This window comes from Streptomyces sp. NPDC054887, assembly GCF_053610585.1.
The window spans coordinates 180,971-200,374 of the sequence record NZ_JBSGYQ010000001.1 but is presented as its reverse complement, the minus strand read 5'-3'; the positions used below and the strand labels follow the sequence as shown (position 1 = coordinate 200,374).

Sequence of the window (19,404 nt, the reverse complement as noted above, 5' to 3'; positions counted from 1 at the left end):
CCGCCTTCCCGTCGCACATACGATGGAGGGCGGTCCAGTGTCGTATCGAGGAGACAGTCGTGTCCGAAGAGCTCATGCCGGAGACCCCGGAAGAGACCGAAGAGCCGATCAAGCAGCGGAAGAACGGCCTGTACCCGGGCGTGTCCGACGAGCTCGCCGAGAACATGAAGACCGGCTGGGCCGACACCGAACTCCACGGTCTTGAGCCCGTCGCGCAGGCGGCCCACACCGCCGACCGCCGCGCCGCGCTGTCCGCCCGCTTCCCCGGCGAGCGCCTCGTGGTCCCCGCCGGCAACCTCAAGACCCGCTCCAACGACACCGAGTACGCCTTCCGCGCCTCCACCGAGTACGCCTACCTCACCGGCGACCAGACGCAGGACGGCGTCCTCGTACTGGAGCCCCGCCCGGGAACCGGGGGCGGCCACGACGCCACGGTGTACCTGCTGCCCCGCTCCGACCGTGAGAACGGCGAGTTCTGGCTCGACGGCCAGGGCGAGCTGTGGGTCGGCCGCCGCCACTCCCTCACCGAGGCCGAGCAGCTCCTCGGCATCCCCGCCAAGGACGTCCGCGAGCTGGCCGCCGCGCTGACCGAGGCCACCGGCCCGGTCCGCTGCGTACGGGGCCACGACGCCGGGATCGAGGCGGCGCTGACCGACAAGGTCACCGCCGAACGCGACGAGGAACTGCGCGTCTACCTCTCCGAGGCCCGCGCGGTGAAGGACGAGTTCGAGATCGGCGAGCTCCAGAAGGCCGTCGACTCCACCGTCCGCGGCTTCGAGGACGTCGTCAGGATCCTCGACAAGGCCGAGGCGACCAGCGAGCGCTACATCGAGGGCACCTTCTTCCTGCGCGCCCGCGTCGAGGGCAACGACATCGGCTACGGCTCGATCTGCGCCGCGGGACCGCACGCCACCACCCTGCACTGGGTGCGCAACGACGGCGACGTGCGCTCCGGCGACCTGCTGCTGCTCGACGCCGGCGTGGAGACCCACACCCTCTACACCGCCGACGTCACGCGGACCCTGCCGATCAACGGCGCCTTCACCGACCTCCAGCGCAAGATCTACGACGCCGTGTATGAGGCCCAGGAGGCCGGTATCGCCGCCGTGAGGCCCGGCGCGAAGTACCGCGACTTCCACGACGCCTCGCAGCGCGTGCTCGCCGAGAAGCTCGTCGAGTGGGGCCTGGTCGAAGGACCGGTCGAGAAGGTGCTGGAGCTCGGCCTCCAGCGCCGCTGGACCCTGCACGGCACCGGCCACATGCTCGGCATGGACGTCCACGACTGCGCCGCCGCCCGGCGCGAGGCGTACGCCGACGGGACGCTGGAACCGGGCATGTGCCTGACCGTCGAGCCCGGCCTGTACTTCCAGGCCGACGACCTGACCGTGCCCGAGGAGTACCGAGGCATCGGCGTGCGCATCGAGGACGACATCCTCGTCACCGAGGACGGCAACCGGAACCTGTCGGCCGCGCTGCCGCGCCGCTCCGACGAGGTCGAGAGCTGGATGGCGCGGGTCAAGCAGGGCTGACCCGCCGCACCCGGCCGCCGCGACGGGGGCGTACCGCTCGGGGTCCTTTCAGGACACCTTGAGCAGTGCGCCCTCGCGCCATTTCAGGATCTTGTCGAAACTGACCACGGCCCCGCGCCCCGGTCCGTTGTGGAAATGGACGTGATCGGCGAGCTGCTCGATCAGGCACAGCCCTCTGCCGCTTTCCGAGGTCTGCGCGGGACGGAGTGCGGTGCGCTGCCCCCGGCGCGAAGGAGGAAAGCCCGGCCCGGAGTCGGAGACCTCGATACGGCATTTCTCGCCGTCCAGATAAGCGGTCACGCGATATTCCGCGGAAGGCGTTCCGGAATGATCGTCTCCGCCGTGCTCGACCGCGTTCGCGCAGGCTTCGCTGAGCGCGACCGACAGGTCGTAGGAGATGTCCGGATCCACCCCCGCCGTCTCCATGGTGCCGAGCAGAAGGCGGCGGGCGAGCGGGACGCTCGCGGCTTCGCGCCGCAAGTGGAGAGACCACCAGATGCTCATGCTCCAGCCTCCTGGCTGCGGCTCGACATACGGATACGTATTGCCGCGCGCAACCCTTCATAAGCGTGGAGTCAACGTGACAACCCTCATTCGGCCGACGCGCGCAATCCTTGTGCCGGTGTATACGTGTCGGGACCTGCCGTAGGAATGCCGGGGACGCGATGCGATGATGTCCGGGCCATGTCTACGTCCGTCGCACGCGCCGGAGCCGGTTCGCGGCTGCTGAGGACCGCGGTGTTCACCGCGGTCTGTGTCGTGCTGTCCGCGATCGGACACGCCGTGGCGTCCTGCGACACCGTCCCCTGGTGGACGCTGGCACTCGGCGGCGCCGCCGTGTTCGCGCTGGTCGCACCGTTCGCCGGACGCGCCCGCCCGATGCCCGCCATCGCCGCCGCGCTCGCCTGCGGACAGCTCGCACTGCACACCCTCTTCGGCCTCGGCCAGCACAGCCCGGCCCTGGAGCGCGCGGCCACCGACACCTCGCTGCGCGCCTTCGCGGCGAAACTCGTGTGCGGCGCCGGGGCACTGCCCCTCAGCACCGCCGAAGCGCGCCGCGTCATCACCGAGGCGGGCATCGACCCCGCCTCCGTACAAGCGGCGCAGCAGCACCTCTCGCACACCGCGCACCACGCGGGCGCCGCCGAACCGGCCGCCGGCCTGCTGCCCACCCTCCCCATGCTGCTCGGGCACCTGCTGGCCGCCGTCGCCACCGGATGGCTCCTGCGGCGCGGCGAGACGGCACTGTCCCGGCTCGTCGTGCTGTCGGCCCACGGCGTCGCCGAAGGCGCGCTCCTACGGTCGCTGCGCGCCGCCATGGCGCTCGTACGGTCGCTCAACGCCGGGCCGCTCCCGGGAACGCCCGCACGCGGGCCGCGCACCGCGCACACCCCGTTCGTGACGTCCCTGCGGCCCTCCGGACAGGCCCTTCAGCACACGGTGATCAGGCGCGGCCCGCCCGCCACGGAGCTCGTACTCGCAGCCTGACGCGGCGCACTCCCCGGCGTACCCACGCACGGACCACGGGAGCGGCGTCGCGACTCCGGTGCGCACCCGTGCACCGGGGCTCATTCACCTCTGCTCCGTGGAGTGCTCCCAGCATGAACATCATCCGTACGTCTGCCGTCTCCGTGGTCGCCGCCGCCGCTTCCGCCGTCCTGCTCTGCGCGGGAACGGCCTTCGCGCACGTCAGCGTGCAGCCGGTGGGACCCGCCGAGAAGGGCGGCTACGCCACCGTCAACGTGAGGGTCCCCAACGAGCGGGACAACGCCTCGACCGTCAAGCTCGAAGTGTCGTTCCCGACCGACCACCCGCTGTCGTCCGTCATGCCGCAGCCCGTGCCCGGCTGGAAGGCCGACGTCGTGAAGACCAAGCTCGACAAGCCGCTCAAGGTCCACGGCGAGGAGATCGACGAGGCCGTCTCCAAGATCACCTGGACCGGCGGCAAGGTCGGCCCCGGCGAGTTCCAGCAGTTCCCGCTCGCCCTCGGCCCGCTGCCCGAGGACACCGACCGCCTCGTCCTCAAGGCCGTCCAGACGTACGACAACGACGAGGTCGTCCGCTGGATCGAGGAGCCCAAGAAGGGCCAGGAGGAGCCGCAGGCCCCCGCGCCCGTACTCGAACTGTCCGAGCCCGCCGGTGACGACCACCACGGCGCATCCGGCGACAAGAGCGAGACCGACGCCGAGGACGACGGCGAGAAGGCCGCCGGGACCGACGGCGCCGGACACGGGAGCAAGACCGCGGCGGCCCGCGGCGAGAGCTCCGACGCCTCCGGCGTCTCCGGCAGCGACACGACCGCCCGCGTCCTGGCCGTCGTCGGCATCGCCGTCGGCGCCGCCGGTGTGGCCTTCGGTGTGCTCGCCGGCCGCCGCCGCACCTCCTGACGCCCCATCCCCCCACCGAAACACCGGGACACCTCTCCATGCGCAACAAGCACGCGCTGGCTGTGGCGGCGCTCGCCGCCACAGCCGCGCTCACCCTGACCGCCTGCGGCGGAGACAAGGCCGACGGCGGCTCCAGGCCCGTCACCGACGTCTCCACCCCCGCGGCCGACAAGGCCGCGACCGTACTCGACCGGCCCTTCGAGAAGCCGGACCTCGTCCTCACCGACACCCGGGGCGAGAAGTACGACCTGCGGGAGCGGACCAAGGGCAGGCCGACGCTCATCTACTTCGGCTACACCAACTGCCCCGACGTCTGCCCGCTGACCATGAGCAACATCGCCATCGCCTACAAGAAGCTCCCCCCGGCCGACCGCGACAGGCTCCAGGTCGTCTTCGTCACCACCGACCCCGAACGGGACACCCCCGAGGCGCTCGGCAAGTGGCTGAAGGGCGCGGGCGACCCCGCCTTCACCGGACTCACCGGCGACTTCCCGACCATCCAGGCCGGGGCACGCCAGATGGGCATCGGCATCGACCCGCCGAAGAAGGAGAAGGACGGCACGGTCGTGTCCATGCACGGCGCCCAGGTCGTCGCCTTCTCCCCGAAGACCGACGCCGGTTACGTCCTCTACAGCGAGGACACCAGTGCCGACGACTACATCAAGGACCTTCCCGCGCTGATCGAGGGGAAGAACCCGTGAGCCGCCGCGGCACCGCCCTCGCGACGGCCGCCGCCCTCGCCGCGGCAGCCGCGCTCGCGGGCTGCTCGTCCACGAGCGACGCACCCGCGCTGAGCGTCAGCGGAGCCTTCATGCCCGAGCCCGTCATGGACGACATGGCCGCCGGCTTCCTCACCGTCCGCAACGACGGCGACACGGCCGACCGGCTCACCTCCGTCACCAGCGACATCGCGGGCGAGGTCCAGATCCACGAGACCAAGGACCAGAAGATGCGCCAAGTCGCGTCCTTCGACGTCCCGGCCAACGGCGAACTGGACCTGGAGCGCGGCGGGAACCACATGATGTTCCTCGAACTGAAGAAGAAGCCCCGGCAGGGCGACACGGTGTCCGTGGAACTGCACTTCGAGAAGGCCGGCTCCGTCAGGGCCGAGCTTCCCGTGAAGGAGCCCACCCACAACCCCGAGAAGCAGTGAGGGACTGACCCATGCCGGCAACCGCCCCGCGCTTCGGAGCAGCCGCGGTACTGAGACTGCTGCTCGTCACCACGGCCCTCCTCGGCAGCCTGCTCGCAGGAGCCGCACCCGCGTCCGCGCACGCCGCGCTCACGGGAAGCAACCCGAAGGACGGGGCGGTCGTCGCCACCGCGCCCCGGCACGTCACCCTCACGTTCTCCGAGAAGATCGCTCTCGGGAACGACTCGATCCGCGTCCTGGAACCGAGCGGCAAGCGCTCCGACAAGGGCGTGGTGAAGGACATGAGCAGCGGCGGCGTCGTCCAGTACGGCGTCGCCCTGCACACCGGACTGCCCGACGGCACGTACACCGTCGCCTGGCGGGCCGTCTCCGCCGACAGCCACCCCATCTCGGGCGCCTTCACGTTCTCCGTCGGCGCCCCCTCCAAGACCACCGTCGCCCTGCCCGAGCAGACCGCCGGCGGCGGCCTCGTCGGCGCGCTGTACGGCATCGCCCGCTACACCGCGTACGCCGGCTTCCTCGTGCTCGTCGGCGGCGGCGCGTTCGTACTGGCCTGCTGGCACCGCGGCGCGGCCGAGCGACCGCTGCAACGCCTGGTCGTCCAGGGCTGGATCACGCTCACCGCGTCCACCCTGGCGATGCTGCTGCTGCGCGCCCCCTACACCGGGTCGGGCGCACTCGCCGACGCCTTCGACCTCAGCGGTCTCAAGGCCGTCCTGGAGACCAAGACCGGCGCGTCGCTCGTCTCCCGGCTGCTGCTGCTCGGCGCGGCGGCCCTCTTCGTCGCCGTGCTGTTCGGCGCGTACGCCAAGCGGGAGGACCCCGAGGAGAAGAAGGACCTCACCTTCGGGCTCGCCCTCGGCGGCGGAGTCCTCGCCGCCGGCATCGCCGCCACCTGGGCGCTGTCCGAGCACGCGTCGACCGGACTCCAGCCCGGCGTCGCCATGCCCGTCGACGTGCTGCACCTCATGGCCGCCGCGACCTGGCTCGGCGGCCTCACGGCACTGCTCGTCGCCCTCTACCGCGTGCCGGGCATCGAGCGCGAAGCCGTACGCAAGTTCTCCCGGGTGGCGTTCACCAGCGTCGCCGTGGTCGCCGCGACCGGCGCCTACCAGTCCTGGCGGCAGGTCGGTTCCTGGTCGGCCCTGACCGGGACGGCGTACGGACGGCTCCTGCTGGTCAAGATCGGACTGGTCGCTGTCCTCGTCGGCGTCGCGTGGATCTCGCGGCGCTGGACGGGCCGGCTGGCCGAGCAGGCGGCCCCCGAGGCCGTCGCGGCGGACGCGGACGGCGAGGAGACCGCCGAGGAGACAGAGCCCGTCACCGTGCCCGCGGACCCCGAACGGGCCGCCCAGCTCGCCCGCCAGAAGGCCGCCGTGGCCACCGCGCGCGTGAAGCGGGTACGCGACGCCGACCCGCAGCGGCTGGGCCTGCGGCGCTCCGTGCTCGCCGAGGCCGCGGTCGCCGTGGTGCTGCTCGCCGTCACGACCGTCCTGACGAGCACCGAGCCCGGACGGACCGTGGAGAAGGAGGCCGGCCGCGACGGAACGGCGGCTGCCGCCCCCGCCGGTCCCATAGAGGTGCGCATCCCCTTCGACACCGGCGGCGAGGACGGCAAGGGCACCGCGCGCGTCGAGCTCGACCCCGCCCGCTCCGGCGCCAACGCCCTGCACGTATGGCTGGAGCGGCCCAACGGACGCGCCATGGACGCGCCGGAGGTGAAGGTCGCGTTCACCGAGACGGACAAGGAGATCGGGCCGCTGCCCGCCGCCCCCGACCGGATCGCCACCGGACACTGGAGCGCGAGCGGCGTGCAGATCCCCATGCCCGGCACGTGGGAGATCCAGCTCACCGTGCGCACCTCCGACATCGACCAAGTGACCGTCAAGAAGAACGTGAAGATCGGCTGACCGGCGTGAGCGACAACCACGGGCGCGGCGCACGCGACGACGTGCGCGAAAGCGACATCTCCCGAAGGCGGCTGCTCGGCACCGCCGGCGCGGCCGGCGCCGCCGGCCTCGTACTCGGCGCCACCGGCGGAGCCACGGTCTACGCCGCCACCGGCTCCGAAGCGGCCCGGGACGGCGCGGCCCTCACCTCCGTCGGCTCCACCGCCGTCCCCTTCCACGGCGCCCACCAGGCCGGCATCACCACGCCCCTCCAGGCCCGCGGCCACCTCGTCGCCTTCGACCTCGCCCCGGGCGCCGGGCGCAAGGAGGCGGCGGCGCTGCTGCGGCGCTGGTCGGACGCGGCACGCAGGATGACGGCCGGACTGCCCCTTTCCGGGGCCGCCGACCCGGACACCGGCGTCGCCCTCGACGCCGGGCCTTCCTCCCTGACCGTCACCTTCGGCTTCGGCCGCACCTTCTTCGGCCGTACGGGACTGGCTGACCGGCGCCCCGCCGCGCTCGACCCGCTGCCCGACTTCTCCTCCGACCAGCTCGACCCCCGGCGCAGCGACGGCGACCTGTGGGTGCAGATCGGCTCCGACGACGCACTCGTCGCCTTCCACGCCCTGCGCGCGATCCAGCGGGAGGCCGCGGGCGCCGCCCGGGTGCGGTGGCAGATGAACGGATTCAACCGCTCCCCCGGCGCGACCGCGCGGCCGATGACGGCACGCAACCTGATGGGACAGGTCGACGGGACCGGCAACCCGAAGCCGTCCGACCCCGACTTCGACCGGCGGATCTTCGTACCGGCGGACGGCGGCGACGAGGGACCCGCGTGGATGGCGGGCGGCTCGTACGCCGTCGTACGCCGCATCCGGATGCTCCTCGACGACTGGGAGAAGCTGGCGCGCGACGACCAGGAGAAGGTCATCGGCCGGAAGAAGAGCGACGGGGCGCCGCTGACCGGCGGCACCGAGACCACCCCACTGGACCTCGACAGGACCGGCCGCGACGGCAAGCCGGTCGTCCCCGCCAACGCCCACGCCCGGATCTCCGCACCCGAGCAGAACGGCGGCGCGGCGATGCTGCGGCGGCCGTTCTCGTACCACGACGGGATCCGCGCGGACGGCGCCCCCGACGCGGGCCTGCTCTTCGTCTGCTGGCAGGCCGACCCGCTGCGGGGCTTCGTACCGGTGCAGCGCAAGCTCGACCGGGGGGACGCCCTCTCGCCGTTCGTACGGCACGAGGCGAGCGGGCTGTTCGCCGTCCCCGGCGGGGCGCGCGAGGGGGAGTACGTGGGGCAGCGGCTCCTGGAGGGCTGAGTCGCGGCGGCGGCGGCCCGCTTCCGTCCCCGTACGTACGAGCGTCACCGGGGACGGCCCGCTGCTCCGCACGGCCCTCCCGTACGGCGCATTAAGGTGACCGTATGTCGGCAACGCGCTATGCCTATCTCGGCCCCGAAGGCACCTTCACCGAGGTCGCCCTCCGCACGCTCCCCGAAGCCGCCACCCGGGAACTCGTCCCGATGGTGTCCGTACCGGCCGCCCTCGACGCCGTCCGCAACGGCGAGGCCGCCGCCGCTCTCGTACCGATCGAGAACTCCGTCGAGGGCGGGATCACCGCCACGCTCGACGAGCTGGCGTCCGGCGAGCCGCTGATGATCTACCGCGAGGTACTGCTGTCGATCAGCTTCGCGCTCCTGGTGCGCCCCGGCACGAAGCTCTCGGACATCAAGACGGTCACCGCGCACCCGGCCGCCCAGCCGCAGGTCCGCAACTGGATGGGCACGCACCTGCCGGACGCGCTGTGGGAGTCGGCGGCCTCGAACGCCGACGGCGCGCGACTGGTGCAGGAGGGCCGGTACGACGCCGCGTTCGCGGGGGAGTTCGCGGCCGCGAGGTACGGCCTCGTCCCGCTCGTCACGGAGATCCACGACGCGGTGAACGCGCAGACGCGCTTCGTGCTGGTGGGACGGCCGGCCCGGCCGGCGGCGCCGACCGGGGCGGACAAGACGTCGGTGGTCCTCTGGCTGGGCGACGACCACCCGGGCGCGCTGCTCGAACTGCTCCAGGAGTTCGCCGTGCGAGGCGTCAACCTGATGCTGATCCAGTCGCGGCCGACGGGCGCGGGCATCGGCAACTACTGCTTCGCCGTGGACGCCGAGGGACACATCGCGGACCGGCGGGTCGGCGAGGCGCTGATGGGCCTCAAGCGGATGTGCCCGAACGTGCGGTTCCTCGGCTCGTATCCCCGTGCCGGGGTGGCCGTCGAGGACGTGCGCGCGCTGCGGCCGGGCACCTCCGACGCGGAGTTCGTCGCGGCGGCGGACTGGCTGGCGCGCAGCCAGGACGGCCGGTCCTGACGGCTTTCGGGCCTTGCGGCACCCGGACCGTGCGGGTGGTCATCCGGGGCCGCTTGTGCCGGGCCTCCCGGGGCCGCTAGTCCTACCTGCACATTTCTGTTGTCCACAGAAGTGGTCCAAGTTGTCCACAGGCTCGCTTCTCGACCTGGGGACAAGTCGACAACACAACCCGACATCGTCGACAAATCTGCTCAGAGGGCCGACTTCCGTCCACAGGGCGGCAGGTCGGGTCCTGTCACCCCAATTCCATTGATCAACTCTTTAGAGCGAGTAATTCCCACCCGAATGAGTGTGTGAAGGGGGTTTGAGCCGGGAATCCTTCGCCCTTCACACGCCTTTCGGAACGATCAGTTCCGGCATCCACAGATCTTTCGCACAGCCTGTGGATAAGTTTCCGGCCCCACACATTCCTGTGGACAACGAGGTCGCCAACTCCCGCCCCATGCAAGGAAGAAGCGTCAAGCGGACAACCGGGAAGTGCCCTGATTCGGGGAATAGTGCCCCGTTTTATTGACGCGCGCGGGCGACGGCCGGTGCACACCCGCCACCATTCCCAATTTGCGCAATACGGGCAAAGCGCCACGCACTGCGATATCAGGTCGAGGGACGGAACCGGTCGCGGGTAGCCTGGTGGGGTGATTGACCTTCGCCTGCTCCGTGAGGACCCCGACCGTGTTCGCGCCTCCCAGCGCGCCCGTGGAGAGGACGTCGCCCTCGTCGACGCCCTGCTCTCCGCCGACGAGCGGCGCAGGTCGTCCGGCGTCCGGTTCGACGAGCTGCGCTCCGAGCAGAAGTCCCTCGGCAAGCTGATCCCCAAGGCCACTCCCGAGGAGCGCGCCGAGCTGCTCAAGAGGGCCGAGCAGCTCAAGGCGGACGTCAAGGCCGCCGAGGCCGAGCAGAACGAGGCGGACGAGGCCGCGAAGGCCCTCCTCCTCCGGCTCGGCAACATCGTCCACGAGGACGTGCCGGTGGGCGGCGAGGAGGACTTCGTCGTCCTGGAGACGCACGGCACGATCCGCGACTTCGCCGCCGAGGGCTTCGATCCCAAGGACCACCTGGAGCTCGGCGAGGCGCTCGGCGCCATCGACGTCGAGCGCGGCGCCAAGGTGTCGGGCTCGCGCTTCTACTACCTGACCGGGGTCGGCGCCCTCCTCGAACTCGCGCTGGTCAACGCGGCGATCGCGCAGGCCACCGAGGCCGGGTTCATCCCGATGCTCACGCCTGCGCTGGTCCGCCCGCGCGCCATGGAGGGCACGGGATTCCTCGGCCAGGCCGCCGAGAACGTGTACCACCTGGAGAAGGACGACTACTACCTCGTCGGTACGTCCGAGGTGCCGCTCGCGGCGTACCACATGGACGAGATCATCGACGCGGACAAGCTGCCGCTGCGGTACGCGGGATTCTCCCCCTGCTTCCGCCGCGAGGCCGGCACGTACGGCAAGGACACCCGGGGCATCTTCCGGGTGCACCAGTTCGACAAGGTCGAGATGTTCTCGTACGTCGACCCGTCGGACGCGGAGAACGAGCACAAGCGGCTGCTGGAGTGGGAGAAGCAGTGGCTGACCGGCCTGGAGCTGCCCTTCCAGGTCATCGACGTGGCGACGGGCGACCTGGGGTCGTCCGCCTCGCGGAAGTTCGACTGCGAGGCGTGGATCCCGACGCAGGGCAAGTACCGCGAGCTGACCTCCGCCTCGAACTGCGACGGGTTCCAGGCGCGCCGCCTGTCCGTCCGGATGCGCGACACGCGTGACGGCAAGAAGGTGCTCCAGCCGCTGGCGACGCTGAACGGCACGCTGTGCGCCGTGCCGCGCACGATCGTGGCGATCCTGGAGAACCACCAGCTGGCGGACGGCTCCGTGCGGGTGCCCGAGATGCTGCGTCCGTACCTCGGTGGGCGCGAGACGCTGGAGCCCCTCTCCAAGTGAGTACCGCCACCGGCACCACGGGGCCGCGCCCCTTCCCGTACAAGCTCGTCGCGACCGATCTCGACGGGACGCTGCTGCGCTCCGACGACACGGTCTCGGCGCGTACGCGCGACGCGCTCGCCGCCGCCACGGCGGCGGGCGCGGCCCACATCGTCGTCACCGGGCGCTCGGTCCCGTGGACGCGGCACATCCTGGACGACCTCGGCTACGACGGTCTCGCGGTCTGCGGTCAGGGCGCGCAGGTCTACCACGCCGGTGAGCACCGGTTGCTGACCTCGGTGACGCTGGACCGGCAGCTGGCCGGCCTCGCGCTGTCGAAGATCGAGGCGGAGACGGGTCCGCTGGCGCTGGCGGCGAGCCGCGACGGCCTGGACGGCGAGGTGCTGGTCGGGGCGGGCTACCGGGTGCAGGAAGGCCCGCTGCCGTACGTCGATCTCAAGGACCCGTCCGAGTTGTGGTCGGCGCCGCTGAACAAGGTCTACATCCAGCACCCGGACCTGGGCGACGACGAGCTGGCGCGGGTCGCGCGCCAGACGGTCGGCAATCTGGTCGACGTGGTCATGGCGGGCGAGGGCGTGGTGGAGCTGCTGCCGCTGGGCCTGAGCAAGGCGACGGGCCTGTCGCTTGCGGCGCGGCGGCTGAAGCTGAAGGCAGCCGACACCATCGCCTTCGGCGACATGCCGAACGACATCCCCATGTTCGGCTGGGCGGCGCACGGCGTCGCGATGGCCAACGCGCACGACGAACTCAAGGCCGTGGCCCACGAGATCACGGCGTCCAACGACCACGACGGGATCGCGGTCGTCCTGGAACAGCTGCTGAGCGGCTGAGTCCCGGCGGCGTCGTGCTTCCTGTACGCGCCCTCGGTGGCGAGTGTTGGCCGGGTCGGCTCGTCACCGGCCAACACTCCTCCCCCGTGAGTGGTGCGTCACCCAGTGTCCCGGGTGGCCGGGGCGGCGTCATCTTATTTTTGTGAGTAGTTGTAGGATGACTGGGCAACCGGGTGATTCGCCCGGGGTGCGAGGACCCGGAAATCGACGCGGAGGCGGACCTGATGGCGCTGCGGGCAGCGGGGCGGCAGTCCCTGGTGGACACCGTCGTGGACCAGTTGCGGGCGCAGCTGGCCGAGGGCGAGTGGGCCGTCGGTGACCGCATTCCCACCGAGCACGACCTCGCCGAGCAGCTCGGCGTCGGCCGCAACACGGTGCGGGAGGCGGTACGCGTGCTGGTGCACGCCGGGCTCCTGGAATCGCGCCAGGGCAACGGCACGTTCGTACGCTCGGCCGCCGATCCGGCGGCGGTGCTGCGCGGGATGCGGCACGCGAACGTACTCGACGTACTGGAGCTGCGGGTCGCGCTGGAGGCGGAGGCGGCGAGGCTGGCGGCCGTACGGCGGGACGAGGCGGACCTGCGCACGCTGCGGCGCGTCCTCGGCGAACTGCACGAAAAGGGTGACCGGGCGGCGGACGCGGACCTGGCGTTCCACCTCGGCGTCGTCGAGGCCACGCACAACGCCGCGTTCACCGAGGTGTACCGCTTCTTCTCCACCCAGGTGCACGAAACGCTGGTCACCGCGCTCGGCGACCGCGAGATGCCGCCGATCGACCTGGCCGCGCACGGGGCGCTGGTCGACGCGATCGAGGCCGGCGACCCGGCGGCAGCCGAACGGGCCGCGCGCGCCCTGCTCCAGGCGCCGATCGACGTGGTGACGTCCCTGATCACCCGCTGACTTCTCCCGCACCTGCTCTGTTCTCCTGAAAGGCGCTCGTCTTGTCACGCCCGGATTCCGGTCACCTGCTCCTGGACGCCGAGGCCGGCGTACGGCCGTCGCCCCGGGGAGCCGCCGCGAGACGGGCGTTGCTCGCCCGTCCGGTGGTGCTGCTGGTCGGGATCGTGCTGGCGTCGGTCAACATGCGGGCGGCCCTGGCGAGTGCGTCGCCGCTGGTGGGCGAGATCAGCGAGACGTTCGGGCTGTCGTCGACGGCGACCAGCCTGGTCACGTCGGTGCCGGTGCTGTTCCTCGGTGTGGGCGCGATGGTGGCGCCGTGGCTGGGGCGGCGGTTCGGGACCGAAGTGGTGCTGCTGGGCGCGCTCCTGCTGCTGGGCGCGGGCATCGTGGTGCGGGTGGTGCCGGCGGTGTCGGCGCTGTACGGCGGCAGCCTGCTGATCGGGCTGGCGATCGCCCTGCTCAACGTCCTCATGCCGGGTCTGATCAAGCGGGACTTCCCGGGCAGGGCCGCGTCGATGACGTCCGTCTACACCGGGGCGATGATCGCGGGCGCGACGGTCGCGGCTGCCGCGTCGGTGCCGCTGGAGAAGGCGTTCGGCGGCAGTTGGGAGGCGTCGCTGGCGTTCTGGTCGCTGCTGGCCGTGGTCGCGGCGGTGGCGTGGCTGCCGCAGGTGCTGATCGCCCGGGGCCGTACGGGGCACGAGGTGCGCGTCGCGTCGCCGCCGCTCGGCGCCGCCGCCCCGGGGGGCCGGAGTGTGTGGCGGTCGAGGCTGGCGTGGCAGGTGACGCTCTTCATGGGCTTGCAGTCGCTGTGGTCGTACGTCCTGATCGCCTGGATGCCGACGATCTTCACCGACCACGGAATGAGCCGCTCCACGGCCGGTGTGGTCTTCGCCTTCAACAACCTCATCCAGGTCGCGGGCGCGTTCGTCGTCCCCCTGCTGGCCGGCCGCATGCGCGGTCAGCGCCCGTTGATCGTGCTGGTCACGACGATGGTCGCGGCGGGTTACGCCGGTCTGATGATCGCCCCGGTGGCCGGCGCGTGGCTCTGGTCGGCGGTGCTCGGCGTCGGCCAGGGCGGGGCGGTCGGCCTGGCGCTGACGCTGATCGTGCTGCGCTCGGGCGACGCGGTGACGGCGGCCCGGCTGTCCGGGATGGCGCAGACGGTCGGGTACCTGCTGGCGGCGGCCGGCCCGCTGGCCGCGGGCGCGGTGTACGAGGCGACGGGAAGCTGGACGGTGCCGATCGCCCTGATGCTGGGGGTGTGCGCGGCGGCCCTGGTGGTGGGTCTGTTCGCGGCGCGCGACCGCCGGGTGTAGCAGGCTGGTCCTCGTGACCGAACCCGAGGTACGTGTGCGCAGGGTGTACGAGGAGCCGTCCGCCGAAGACGGTGTGCGTGTCCTGGTCGACCGGCTGTGGCCGCGCGGCCTGAGCAAGGAGGCGGCGCGGGTGGACGAGTGGCCGAAGGCCCTGACCCCGTCGACGGAGCTGCGCCGCTGGTACCACGCCTCGTCCGGCGGCTTCGAGGAGTTCGTGAGGCGTTACGAGTCCGAGCTCTCCGCCCCCGGGGCGGCTGCGGCCCTGGACGAGCTGCGCCGTACGGTCGCCGGGGCGTCCCGGGTGACCCTGCTGACCGCCGCCAAGGACCCGGACCACAGCCACACCGCCGTACTGCGGCGGCTGCTGCCGGCCTGAGGTCCCCGGCGGCGGCCGTCCGTCAGCGGCGCTTACGCCTCTTTCCGCGCTGGTCGCGCTCCAGGGCGCTCAGCCGGTGGGAGACGTCGTCGAGCCTGCGGTCGATGCGGTCCCCCATGTGCCGCATGTGGTCGGAGAGGTCGCAGAGCCGGTTGCTCATGGCTCCGATCACCTGGTTGGTGGCGTCGAGCCGCCGGTCGAGCCGGTCCAGCCGTACCGAGATCCCGTTGATGACGGGGCCCAGTTCCTGGAGTGCGCGGCCCACCGTGTCGAGGTGGTTCTCCACCGTGGTGACGCGCTGGTCGAGCGAGGCGTAACCGGCGCGCCGGCCGTCCTCCTCGGCGTCGAGGAGGTACGTACGGACGCATCGGGCGATGTCGCTGTCGCGAAGGAGCATCGCGATGTTGAGGACGGTCCTGCGGGTGTACAGAGTCAGGTTGGTCGCCGCCTGTGGATAACTTGTCCCCAGGTCGCCGTTCCAGAGGGACATCATGTCCCTCTGGAAGACTCGCAGCTCAGCGCCTCGCAGTACTTGCAACCCGTTCTCGTCCAGCTCGGCGCGATGCCGCTGGACCACCTTTTTGAGGACCTCTGTGGATACCTCGAAATACCTGGCCACGTCCTCTGTGCGAACGTAAATTCCGTCCGGGAGCATGACAAGCGCCTTGACCTTGTCGAGGACGTCGACGCGCACCAGGTGCTCGTCGCGCATGGCGCGCGATTCGAGCAGGGCGACTTCTGACGGCACGGGAATGCCTTTCGTTGTGGAGCCGGCGTCGGACAGCCCTCACCCCGGGCTTTTTCGGGGGCGGAGGACGCTCAAGGTGGCTACTCACTCTGGTGACCGGTCCGGATCCGTTCCGGCACCGGCAATCCCGCACTTCACGAACGCTCGACGTATCAGATTCCAGTTGCCTCCACGCAGAGGGAACAACGAGCCGATAAACGTACAGTTACGCGGAAACGCGTCAACCCCCGCCCACGGGGCGGGGGTTGACGGATGGCATGGTTCCGCTTGGTGCGGCTACTCCTCGCCCGCGAGCTTGAGCACCCGGAGCTTCTGGCCCGCGTACCAGGTCGCCACGACCGTCACCAGGGCGAGCAGGACCGTCGCCGTCGGCAGGGCGACGTCGGAGGTGATGATGCCGTTCTCGCCGATGCGTTCGGCCAGGGACAGCGCCCACTGCTGGACGCTGAGCGTGCGCGCGCCGGGGACGAGGCTGCCGAAGAGCGTCTCCCAGACCAGCGCGTACACCAGGCCGAAGACCACCGCGTGGCGGCTGACCGTACCGAGCAGGAGGAAGATCGCGCTGTACGCGACCGAGGCCACCAGCGCCGCGACCGTGTAGGCGATGGCGATCTGCCCGCTGTTGCCGTTGAGGACCAGGCCCGCGACGAAGGTGGGGACGGCCGAGAAGGCCATCGTCACCGCGATCGCGACGATCAGCTTGGTGAAGATGATCGTCGAGCGCTTCACCGGCTTGGCGAGCAGGTAGACGATCGAGCCGTCGTCGATCTCGGGCCCGATCGCGCCGGTCCCCGCGATGACGCCGATCAGCGGGACCATCGTGGCGATCGCGAAACCGCCCAGCACGTCGGAGGCGATCTGGTCGTCCGCGCCCGACAGCAGCCGTACCGCGACCGCGATGGCGATCAGCAGGGCCGGCAGGACGAAGAGGATGGCGGCCCTGCGGCGGCCGAGGAGGGCCCGGTAGGTGAGCCGGGCGACTGTGGGTTCGTAGATCATCGCTGCAAGCTCCTTTCAGGCCGCTACGAGGTAGGAGAAGACCGATTCGAGCGACTCGTCGGAGGGCGAGACCGTCAGCAGCCGGATGCCGTGCGCGCGGGCGACCTGCGGGAGCAGGGTCGTGAACCGGCCGAAGTCGACGGCCTGTACACGCAGCGCGCCCTCGGCCGCGTCCACCTCGATGCCGGCCGTCGACGGGTCCGCGATCAGCGCCGCGGCGAGTGCGCGGTCGTCGCTGGACCGTACGAGATAGCGGTGCGGGCGGTCCGTCATCAGGCGGCGGATCTTGCGGAAGTCGCCGGAGGCGGCGTGCCGTCCGGCCACGATCACCTCGATGTGCGAGGCGAGCTGTTCGACCTCCTCCAGGATGTGGGAGGAGAAGAGGACCGTACGGCCCTCCGCGCCCATCCGCCGCAGCAGGTCCATCAGCTGCATGCGCTGGCGCGGGTCCATGCCGTTGAACGGCTCGTCCAGGAGCAGCACGGACGGGTTGTGGACGAGGGCGGACGCCATCTTCACGCGCTGGCGCATGCCCTTGCTGTACGTCGCGATCTTGCGGTCCTGCGCGTACTCCATCTCGACGGTCGCGAGGGCCTGCTGCGCCGCCGCGGCGGTCAGGCCGTGCAGTTCGGCGTTGGCGACGACGAACTCGCGTCCCGTGAGGAAGTCGTACATCGCCTCCCGCTCGGGCACGATCCCGATCTCCTTGTAGACCGACTCGTTGCGCCAGATCGGCTTCCCGTCGAGGGTGACGGTGCCGGTCGAGGGGGCCAGGAAGCCGCCCATCATGTTGATCAGCGTGGACTTGCCCGCGCCGTTGGGGCCGAGCAGCCCGGTCACGCCGGGGCCGACGCGCATCGTGATGTCGTTGACCGCCACCACGTTGCCGAACCAGCGCGAGGTGTGGTCGATGTCGATGGTGGTCACAGCCCGACCTTTCGGTAGCGGCGCATCAGGACGGCGTAGGAGCCGGCGATGAGCGCGAGGACGGCGAGCAGGTAGACCACGCCACTGCCGGCCGAGGGGCCTTCCCCTCCGGGGAAGGCGGACGTGGCGCCGAGGTAGGCGGTCTGTACGCCGTCGATGAGCGTCAGGGGGGAGAACAGTCCGAGCCACTGGACCGCACCGGCGGAACCCTGCTCCCAGGCGATGACCTGGACCGTGGACACCGCGCCGTAGGAGATGGTCAGTACGGCGATGACGGCGGCCACACCGAAGCCGCGGCGGGGGGTGAGGGCGGCCATCACGAGGCCGAGGCCGGCGAAGAGGACGGACAGCAGTGCCACGGAGACCAGCCCCTGTGCGAACGCCTTCGTCTGGTCCGCGAAGTCGAATTCGGCGAGCAGCGCACCGGCGTACAGGATCACCAGCGGGGTCGCCGTGAGGACGAAGAGGGCCGACGCCATCGCCGCGTACTTGGCGAGGACGTAGTCGACGCGCTCGATGGGGCGGGAGAAGTACAGCGGGACGGTCTTGAAGCGCAGGTCGCGCGAGACGGACTGCGGGGCCTGGGAGGCCAGGTAGAGGCCGATGACGGCCTGCATGACGATCGCGTACCGCGTGTACTTCAGCGGCAGGTCGGTCATGCCGGGAGTGGCCACGGCGACCGCGACGATGATGGCCGCGACCAGGCACATCACCGCGAACAGGATCATCGGCAGGACCTTGGACTTGGCGCTGCGGCCCAGTCCGTACGCGCCGCGCAGGGACTGCGAGAAGAGCGAGCGGCGGGCGTAGGACCGGCCCAGGCGCGGTCCGTCGTACGACCGGTAGCCGATGTTGTGGATACGGGTCGGGTCGGTGCCCTGCGGTGTCGTGAGCTCAGACGGCATCGCGGCCGGCTCCCTTCTGCTGTGCGGCGGCGGGCTCGCGGGCGGCCTCGGCGGCGGCCGCCGCCTGCTCGTCCGTGCGGAAGACCTCCGCGATGTGGTGCCGGCGCTGTTCCATCCGTACGAGCCCGATCCCGAGGGCGGCGACGGTGTCGCGCACGAGGTCGTACGTCTCCTCGCCCGTCGCCTCGACGAGCAGGACGTGGCCGGCGCCCGGCAGACCGTCCTCCACCCGCGCGTGGAGCTTCGCTCCGGCGGCGGTCAGCGCCTCCCGTACGGCGCGGGTGCCGTCGGGATGCGCCTCGCTGTTGGTCACCTCGACGGCCAGGGTGGCGGTGGTCTGCGTGAAGTCGCTGGTGGAGCTGGAGCGGAGCAGCGAGCCGCCGTCGATGACGACGACGTGGTCGCAGGTGCGCTCCAGTTCGCCGAGGAGGTGGGAGGTGACCAGCACCGAGATGCCGAAGTCGGTGTAGACGCGGCGGATGAGGCCGAGCATCTCGTCGCGTCCGACCGGGTCGAGACCGTTGGTCGGCTCGTCGAGGAGGACCAGTTTGGGGTCGTGGACCAGCGCCTGGGCCAGCTTCACGCGCTGCTTCATGCCGGTCGAGTAGCCGCCGATCGGCCGGTAGCGCTCCTCGTACAGGCCGACGTGCCGCAGGGTGTCGGCGGTGCGCTCGCGGGCGGCCGTCGGCGGGAGCCCCGACATGCGTGCCATGTGGACGACGAACTCGGTGGCCGAGACGTCGGGCGGCAGCGCGTCGTGCTCGGGCATGTAGCCGACCTGCTCGCGGATGGCGCCGCCGCTGGTGGCGACGTCCAGACCGAGCACGGCGGCCGTGCCCTCCGTGGCGGGGGACAGACCCAGCAGGATCTTGATCAAGGTGGACTTGCCGGCTCCGTTGGCGCCCACCAGGCCGGTAACACCGGGTCCGATGTCCAACGAGAGCCGGTCAAGAGCGGTCACCCTCGGGAACCGCTTGCTCAGGCTTTCGGTCGCGATCACAGTCACGTGTTCGACGGTAGTGGCGCGGACCACAGCGGGCGTCAGACCAGGCGGCTGGATCCGTGTCCGCCTCAAGGCGTACGGGCCCGTAGGGGCAGCCCGCCCGAGCACCTGTTTCCACAGGTAACACCCGGGCTCTTGACGCAGCCGCCGAGC

19 protein-coding genes are annotated in these 19,404 nt (G+C 71.1%); 13 read left to right on the top strand and 6 right to left on the bottom strand.

Translation table 11 applies throughout. The annotated features are described in order from the left end of the window. Nucleotides 1-74 precede the first annotated feature (74 nt). Nucleotides 75-1,529: an aminopeptidase P family protein gene (locus tag ACWGH0_RS00895; protein ID WP_453402060.1), complete on the top strand. Its 1,455-nt coding sequence runs from the start codon at nucleotides 75-77 to the stop codon at nucleotides 1,527-1,529. Between the two features lie 48 nt (nucleotides 1,530-1,577). Here ACWGH0_RS00895 and ACWGH0_RS00890 read toward each other — a convergent pair whose 3' ends face one another. Then, complete coding sequence (locus tag ACWGH0_RS00890; RefSeq protein ID WP_453401955.1) at nucleotides 1,578-2,033, bottom strand: ATP-binding protein; 456 nt, start codon at nucleotides 2,031-2,033, stop codon at nucleotides 1,578-1,580. A gap of 180 nt (nucleotides 2,034-2,213) precedes the next feature. On the opposite strand from ACWGH0_RS00890, the gene ACWGH0_RS00885 reads away from it, so the two are divergent. The 12 genes from ACWGH0_RS00885 (at nucleotide 2,214) to ACWGH0_RS00830 (ending at nucleotide 14,669) form a co-directional block, all read left to right on the top strand. Continuing rightward, entirely contained in the window at nucleotides 2,214-3,017 is an 804-nt protein-coding gene (locus ACWGH0_RS00885) for a hypothetical protein (RefSeq protein ID WP_453401954.1), read from the top strand. Between the two features lie 113 nt (nucleotides 3,018-3,130). Beyond that, nucleotides 3,131-3,916, top strand: a complete 786-nt coding sequence (locus ACWGH0_RS00880; protein ID WP_453401953.1) for a YcnI family copper-binding membrane protein — start codon at nucleotides 3,131-3,133, stop codon at nucleotides 3,914-3,916. A gap of 38 nt (nucleotides 3,917-3,954) precedes the next feature. Beyond that, nucleotides 3,955-4,617, top strand: coding sequence for an SCO family protein (locus tag ACWGH0_RS00875; RefSeq protein WP_453401952.1), 663 nt, complete (start codon nucleotides 3,955-3,957; stop codon nucleotides 4,615-4,617). After that, complete coding sequence (locus ACWGH0_RS00870; protein WP_453401951.1) at nucleotides 4,614-5,069, top strand: copper chaperone PCu(A)C; 456 nt, start codon at nucleotides 4,614-4,616, stop codon at nucleotides 5,067-5,069. The genes ACWGH0_RS00875 and ACWGH0_RS00870 overlap by 4 nt, the downstream gene beginning before the upstream one ends. An 11-nt stretch (nucleotides 5,070-5,080) precedes the next feature. Beyond that, nucleotides 5,081-6,979, top strand: coding sequence for a copper resistance CopC/CopD family protein (locus tag ACWGH0_RS00865; protein ID WP_453401950.1), 1,899 nt, complete (start codon nucleotides 5,081-5,083; stop codon nucleotides 6,977-6,979). A 5-nt stretch (nucleotides 6,980-6,984) separates the two neighbouring features. Further along, nucleotides 6,985-8,280 (top strand): iron uptake transporter deferrochelatase/peroxidase subunit, encoded by a 1,296-nt coding sequence (gene efeB / locus ACWGH0_RS00860; protein ID WP_453401949.1) that lies wholly within the window; start codon nucleotides 6,985-6,987, stop codon nucleotides 8,278-8,280. A gap of 104 nt (nucleotides 8,281-8,384) precedes the next feature. After that, on the top strand, nucleotides 8,385-9,320 hold the full coding sequence (gene pheA, locus ACWGH0_RS00855) for a prephenate dehydratase (RefSeq protein ID WP_453401948.1): 936 nt from the start codon (nucleotides 8,385-8,387) through the stop codon (nucleotides 9,318-9,320). A 635-nt stretch (nucleotides 9,321-9,955) separates the two neighbouring features. Then, nucleotides 9,956-11,245, top strand: coding sequence for a serine--tRNA ligase (gene serS, locus ACWGH0_RS00850; RefSeq protein WP_453401947.1), 1,290 nt, complete (start codon nucleotides 9,956-9,958; stop codon nucleotides 11,243-11,245). After that, complete coding sequence (locus ACWGH0_RS00845; protein WP_453401946.1) at nucleotides 11,242-12,075, top strand: HAD family hydrolase; 834 nt, start codon at nucleotides 11,242-11,244, stop codon at nucleotides 12,073-12,075. Before serS ends, ACWGH0_RS00845 begins: the two co-directional genes overlap by 4 nt. A 224-nt stretch (nucleotides 12,076-12,299) precedes the next feature. Next, nucleotides 12,300-12,974 (top strand): FadR/GntR family transcriptional regulator, encoded by a 675-nt coding sequence (locus ACWGH0_RS00840; protein ID WP_453402059.1) that lies wholly within the window; start codon nucleotides 12,300-12,302, stop codon nucleotides 12,972-12,974. A 41-nt stretch (nucleotides 12,975-13,015) separates the two neighbouring features. Continuing rightward, nucleotides 13,016-14,293 (top strand): CynX/NimT family MFS transporter, encoded by a 1,278-nt coding sequence (locus ACWGH0_RS00835; RefSeq protein ID WP_453401945.1) that lies wholly within the window; start codon nucleotides 13,016-13,018, stop codon nucleotides 14,291-14,293. A gap of 13 nt (nucleotides 14,294-14,306) precedes the next feature. Further along, entirely contained in the window at nucleotides 14,307-14,669 is a 363-nt protein-coding gene (locus ACWGH0_RS00830) for a DUF488 domain-containing protein (RefSeq protein ID WP_453401944.1), read from the top strand. A 22-nt stretch (nucleotides 14,670-14,691) separates the two neighbouring features. Here the strand turns inward: ACWGH0_RS00830 and ACWGH0_RS00825 are convergent, their stop codons facing one another. From ACWGH0_RS00825 to ACWGH0_RS00805, 5 genes are all read right to left on the bottom strand, one after another. Next, nucleotides 14,692-15,417 (bottom strand): hypothetical protein, encoded by a 726-nt coding sequence (locus tag ACWGH0_RS00825; protein WP_453401943.1) that lies wholly within the window; start codon nucleotides 15,415-15,417, stop codon nucleotides 14,692-14,694. A 276-nt stretch (nucleotides 15,418-15,693) separates the two neighbouring features. Beyond that, nucleotides 15,694-16,413, bottom strand: coding sequence for an ABC transporter permease (locus ACWGH0_RS00820; protein ID WP_453402058.1), 720 nt, complete (start codon nucleotides 16,411-16,413; stop codon nucleotides 15,694-15,696). An 18-nt stretch (nucleotides 16,414-16,431) separates the two neighbouring features. Continuing rightward, a complete protein-coding gene (locus tag ACWGH0_RS00815; protein WP_453401942.1) occupies nucleotides 16,432-17,343 on the bottom strand; it encodes an ABC transporter ATP-binding protein in 912 nt (303 codons plus the stop codon). Continuing rightward, nucleotides 17,340-18,248 carry an ABC transporter permease gene (locus tag ACWGH0_RS00810; RefSeq protein WP_453401941.1) on the bottom strand — a complete coding sequence of 303 codons (909 nt, stop codon included), beginning with the start codon at nucleotides 18,246-18,248 and terminating at the stop codon, nucleotides 17,340-17,342. The genes ACWGH0_RS00815 and ACWGH0_RS00810 overlap by 4 nt, the downstream gene beginning before the upstream one ends. Then, nucleotides 18,238-19,281, bottom strand: a complete 1,044-nt coding sequence (locus ACWGH0_RS00805; RefSeq protein WP_453401940.1) for an ABC transporter ATP-binding protein — start codon at nucleotides 19,279-19,281, stop codon at nucleotides 18,238-18,240. Before ACWGH0_RS00805 ends, ACWGH0_RS00810 begins: the two co-directional genes overlap by 11 nt. Nucleotides 19,282-19,404: the final 123 nt, after the last annotated feature.